3 protein-coding genes and 1 pseudogene are annotated in these 5396 nt (G+C 61.7%); 1 reads left to right on the top strand and 3 read right to left on the bottom strand.

Features of this window, described 5'->3' with window-relative positions; translation table 11 throughout:
• The 3 genes and pseudogenes from VNX23_RS26940 to VNX23_RS26930 all read right to left on the bottom strand — a co-directional run.
• Nucleotides 1-291 (bottom strand): annotated as a pseudogene (locus tag VNX23_RS26940) (hypothetical protein); the annotation flags it as partial.
• Between the two features lie 38 nt (nucleotides 292-329).
• Nucleotides 330-1352 carry an LLM class flavin-dependent oxidoreductase gene (locus tag VNX23_RS26935; protein WP_325634612.1) on the bottom strand — a complete coding sequence of 341 codons (1023 nt, stop codon included), beginning with the start codon at nucleotides 1350-1352 and terminating at the stop codon, nucleotides 330-332.
• Nucleotides 1353-2095: 743 nt separating this feature from the next.
• Nucleotides 2096-4318: an ABC transporter substrate-binding protein gene (locus VNX23_RS26930; protein WP_325634611.1), complete on the bottom strand. Its 2223-nt coding sequence runs from the start codon at nucleotides 4316-4318 to the stop codon at nucleotides 2096-2098.
• A gap of 313 nt (nucleotides 4319-4631) precedes the next feature.
• Here VNX23_RS26930 and VNX23_RS26925 point away from each other — a divergent pair.
• A partial coding sequence (locus tag VNX23_RS26925) for a KUP/HAK/KT family potassium transporter (RefSeq protein WP_325634610.1) occupies nucleotides 4632-5396 on the top strand: 765 nt, incomplete at its 3' end.

Raw genomic sequence — 5396 nt, 5'->3', positions numbered from 1 at the left:
TTCGCCTCACACCGAGCATTTCCGAAAGCAATTCCCGCGTCGGCGAGACACAGACTTGTCCCGCATTGCGGCGCACATCACGCAAGGAAGTTGCTGCTTGCCGCCGTCGTTCATTCACGTCTTCGATCTTCTGCGCCCTCTCGTATGCCTCGCGAGCCTGGTGGAGTTGATATTCCGGAGCTTTTATCCCCCTTCCATAACAAGGTTCGGATGAGGTGAAGCCGGGCGGTCGGGTAGCAGAGTCTCCGACGCCGTTTCGGCACTGTCTTCCTCGGTGAAAGCAACGCTCAACCCGGACGCCTATAAGTGAGATATGCCAAGCCGCTGCGTTAGCGCCACCCCAGGGCGGGAGCGACGTGGGTCAGAATCGCTTCGATCACATGCGCGTTGTAGGCAACGCCCAATTGGTTGGGGACGGTCAGCAGCAGCGTGTCGGCCTCGGTGATAGCTTCGTCTTTCCGGAGCTGCTCGATAAGTACGTGCGGCTCGGCGGCATAGCTGCGGCCGAAGATCGCCCGAGTCCTCTCGTCGATGAATCCGACCTGGTCATCATCCTCGCGCCCGCGCCCGAAATAGGTGCGATCACGATCGTCCATCAGCGCGAAGATGCTGCGACTGACTGAGACCCGCGGCTCGCGAGCGTGGCCTGCCTCCTTCCAGGCGGCGCGGTAGGCCCGGATCTGGGCCGCCTGCTGCACATGAAAAGCCTCGCCTGTTTCGTCGTTCTTGAGTGTCGAGCTCTGCAGGTTCATCCCGAGTTTTGCTGCCCAGATCGCCGTGGCGTTCGAGCCGGCGCCCCACCAGATCCGGTCGCGCAGGCCATCAGAATGGGGTTCCAGGCGCAGCAACCCGGGCGGGTTTGGAAACATCGGTCGTGGATTCGGCTGGGCGAAGCCCTCACCGCGCAGCAGGTCGTAAAAGACCTCGGCATGACGCCGCCCCATGTCGGCGTCGCTCTCGCCTTCGGCTGGCTGACAACCGAAATATCGCCAGCCATCGACCACCTGCTCGGGCGACCCTCTGCTGATGCCTAGCTGCAGACGCTGGCCGGCTATGAGATCGGCGGCCCCAGCGTCCTCGGCCATGTAGAAAGGGTTCTCGTAGCGCATGTCGATCACCGCCGTGCCGATCTCGATGCGGCTGGTCTTCGCGCCGACGGCCGCCAGCAGCGGGAAAGGCGAGGCAAGCTGGCGGGCGAAATGATGGACTCGAAAATAGGCCCCGTCTGCACCCAATTCCTCGGCGGCAACCGCCAGGTCGATGGATTGCAGGAGTGTGTCTGCCGCCGAGCGGGTCTGCGATTGCGATGAGGGCGTCCAGTGCCCGAATGAGAGGAAGCCGATTTTCTTCATGCGGGTAATCTATTGCAATCCGGGCTTGCTTGCGACCGTCGATGTGCGGTCCCACTCCGGCGCGGGAACACGTTAGCAAATTATTCTCCGTTAATGCGCTCTCGGTTTTGCTGGGCAAAGCTCGTCGACACCCACTAACCCCTAGGAGCGACGGTTAAACGGGGTGTGCAGCTTGGCGCTGGCACGCGCCTTGCCGGACTCAACAATTCGCGTTGCCGTTCGCTGATCGGGTGTTACGGAATCTCGGGACGCCTATTCATTGCTTCGGACAACTTATGCGCGCGATTTTGCCGAGATCGTCGTTAATAACCACGAGTGCGAGCGCTCAACTTTTACACCATCGAGATTCGATCTAGGTCGCGGCCAAGCGAGATATGGGGTCGTTCAGAAATGGAGGGCACCTTTCGCAATAGGCCACATGGGCCTTCGTGGCCCTGGCCCAGGCAATGACTGCCGTTTTGGCCATTCCGGATCTCCAGCAAGCAAAGGCTTTGCTCGACAAACTGGATTGAGAGGCGCCTCATGGGGACAAGTGACATCCGGGTTTGGCCGTTGCGGACTTTCCAGACTGTTTCGGGGCGTTTCGCCTGTCAGTAGAAATGCCGACCTTCTGCGACCCGCACGCCGAATTGGCCGCGTCTCCCGGCATCCAAACTTGCGAGTCGTAGGTCCAAAGTCTGCACGAGTTCGGCGCTGCGAATTTCAAGAAGGTGTGGAGGACCGGCGAGGTATCCACGCTTGCCTCACACGGCATAACGCCGGTAGAGCACGACGATGACAACGAGCACCGTCCCGGCATAAATGAGCCGCGCTACGTGATCCGAAACAACGGCGACGCGCTTTCGGCCGGCGTCCCGAAGTTTTTCATGTCTGTAGCCCGCCACTATCGTCATCAGGCATAGTATAAAGAAAATGTAGAACATCTCTTCGACCACCACCGTGTATCCGACATCGCCGATCTGACTGTTCACCGCCACGAGCAGCACCGCGCTCGCCAGGATCGAGGTCACTGGAATCGTCACGCGTTCACGAAACATGGTTTCGGGAAAGAACAGCGTCGCGAATACGACGAGCACGAGCAGAAACAGCGGCAGCAGGTTCTTCAGCATGTAGATGGCGGAGCTGCGGCGCAGCATGATGGCCGCATCGAAGCCTGCGAATTCCGTCCTTGCCTCGGCACCAAACAAAGACGCCTTTCCGAGCGTCGATCCGCTGGACAGGGATTCGACGAAATAGTTCAGTCCGAGAAATCGCCAGAGCGGAAGTCCGGAATAGGCCCCGTCCTCGGCCCGCGAGCTTCCGTCGTCGGCGAGGCGCAAGCCGAACCGATCGATGACATAGGTGACGAGTTCCCGCCGCTGTTCCGTGTTCTGGAAATGCAGAAGCAACTGCTGCGTATCGAACGGATAGTCGTGGAGATCGAAGCGGGCTTTGAAATCGCCGTTGATCCGATAGAGCCGATAGCTCAGGCCGTCTTCCTGTCCGGCCTGCACTGGCCGGGCCGGATCGAACGCCCCGCGATCCAGCAAGGCCGGGAATTCGACATGGGTCTGCGCCTCGTCGTCGCCGGCGAACCGCATCCAGAGATAGAAGTCGACGCTGAACGAATTCTGCTTCATGTCGACGCGGCTGACGCGATTGATGTCAATGCCGGTATAGACGACACGCTGAATCCAGTAATGCCGGTCCCTGAACGTCACGACATGGCCTTTCTCGCGTTCCGCAGCGAGATCGATGCCATTGGGCTGATCAATGTGCACGAGTTGCAGCGGCGCCGTGACGAACCGGCCGTAGCGGAAGAAACCCAGCCGGATCGGGCGCGGAATGTCGCGGTTCGTGTTGAAATAGAGCCGCCCAGTCAGCCCAGCGACCGCCGATTTCGGACTGTCGATCGCACCCAGTGCGACGCGGACACGGTCGCGATCTGCAATCTTGCTGTCGGACCTGTTCTTGACGTCAGCCCGTTTCAGCGCCTCGATCATCAGGCGCGCAGCGTCATATGCGCCGCCGGCGAGCCAGCTTGGCGAGGTTCCCACTTTCGTCTTGTAGTCGGCGGCAAAGCCCTGCGCCGCCACGCCGGCGCTGTCGAAAATCAGCGACGATGCGGCATACAGATTCTCGCTGAAGAAACCCGGATGCGCTTTTTCCTCGGGCTCGTTGACGAAATTCTGCAAATAGCTTTCGCGGGCTGCGCCCTGGGATGCGATGATCGTCCCCTTGATGCCGCGGCGGCGCAGCGCCTTGACGATATCAGCGTCAAAATCGGCTGCCGCGCCGATGACGATGACGCCGGGTCCCGGCTCCTGCGCGGCGGCCTCCAGCGCCTCGTCCATCGATCCGATCTGCCCTGAGGCGACGTCCAGTCCGAACACACGCCACTGCACCAACGGATAGGCCGCTGCAAATCCGCTCACAAAACTCTCGCCGTAGGCATCACGGGTGTGAACGAGGCGGACTTTTGGCTCCTTCATCACAGCGCGCAGATGTTCCGCAATCGAGCGCGCCTGCGTGGAGATCGGCGTCTGCGCGCGAAAATAGTATTCATTGCCGGATGTTAGATCGTCGGCAGCCGCGCTTCCCGTCAGCGCCGGGATTCGCGCATCCTTGTATGCCGGCGCGGCTGCGAGCGAGGTGGAGCTGAGAAAATGTCCGAGCACGGCGACGCACGGGCTGTCGGCAATCGCCTGCGCATTCGCGCGCGCCACGGCTGGATCGCTCGCGTCGTCGAACAGGACGAGTTCGATCGGCCGTCCGTTGACGCCACCCTTGGCGTTCACCTCGTCGATTGCAAGCTGCGTCGCGTCCAGGCTTTCCGTCCCGGTCGGGGCGGACGGGCCAGAGAGCGAATTGGCGAACGCGATGCGAATAGGCTCCGGGCGGGTCAAGAGGATGGCGGCCCAGGCGACAGCGAGCACCAGGACGACGCCCGCAACAACGGCAAGCCACATTATAAGCCGCTGCTTCATTTCGATCCTTGCATCGATCGGTATAAGCCGAGATTCTCCAGATCGAGGCCTCAGTCAGGCCGAGACTGCCGCCGCTGAGAGCGTTTTTCAAGCCCGCCCCATCGTTACCGGCAAGATCTACGACCACTCGAAGCGGATGAAGGATAAGCGCGTGGTGCCGCGCTAGCGTTTGCTGCCCGCCGGAACCGCGCTGGCTCTGTTGGGCTCTAGCCCTGACGATGAGGGCGGATACCGCGCAAGTCGCGCCCCACTACAAGCTTTCCAGCGCGCCATTTTCGTGCATACTTTCGAAGCTCAGGGAAGGGACGTTCGGATGGCCCAGGCCCTTCAGACGACCGATGGGGTGCCGCAGCAAGACGCCCGAAGGCTGCCCGCCGTTGTGGTGCTCACGGCGCTCGGCGTCGTCTACGGCGATATTGGCACCAGCACGCTCTATGGGCTGAAGCAGGCCGTCGACGCCGGCGGGGGGCCCGCACCTGAGACGGTCATGGGCGCAGTCTCGCTGATTTTCTGGGCGCTTCTCCTCATCGTTGGGCTCAAATACGCCATTCTGATCCTGCGCGCGGACAATCACGGCGAAGGCGGCATCGTGGCACTGCTCGCGCTCCTCGACGCAAGGCACGCCCCACGCGGAAGCGCGCGGGCCTCCCTGCTCATCGTCGGCCTGATCGGGGCCGCGCTACTTTATGGCGACGGCGTGATCACGCCGGCAATCTCGGTGCTCAGCGCCGTCGAAGGTCTGAAGATCGATGCGCCCGCGCTCGCGCCAATGGTCGTACCCATCACGATTACAATCCTCGTCGGCCTATTCCTGGTGCAGCGGAAGGGAACCGAGTTCGTCGGCAACATCTTCGGGCCGGTAATGCTCGTGTGGTTCATAGCAATCGCCGTGCTCGGCCTCAGGGGAATCTTGCAAAGCCCGTCCATCCTTGCCGCGGTCAGCCCACATCACGCCGTGCTCTATCTCAGCCACGCGGGACCCGGCATCGCCTTCGCCGTGCTCGGCGCCGCCTTTTTGGCGCTCACCGGCGCGGAGGCCATGTATGCCGATATGGGCCATTTCGGCCGGCTGCCGATC

This window comes from Bradyrhizobium sp. (assembly GCF_035570375.1).
Lineage (GTDB): Bacteria > Pseudomonadota > Alphaproteobacteria > Rhizobiales > Xanthobacteraceae > Bradyrhizobium.
Note: the sequence above shows the minus strand (reverse complement) of the source record. Positions and strands in the feature narration are given on the sequence as shown.

Bases quoted from the DNA above. Each gene is read 5' to 3' on its own strand.
- VNX23_RS26935 (WP_325634612.1), bottom strand. From the start codon at position 1,352: ATGAAGAAAATCGGCTTCCTCTCATTCGGGCACTGGACGCCCTCATCG.
- VNX23_RS26930 (WP_325634611.1), bottom strand. From the start codon at position 4,318: ATGAAGCAGCGGCTTATAATGTGGCTTGCCGTTGTTGCGGGCGTCGTC.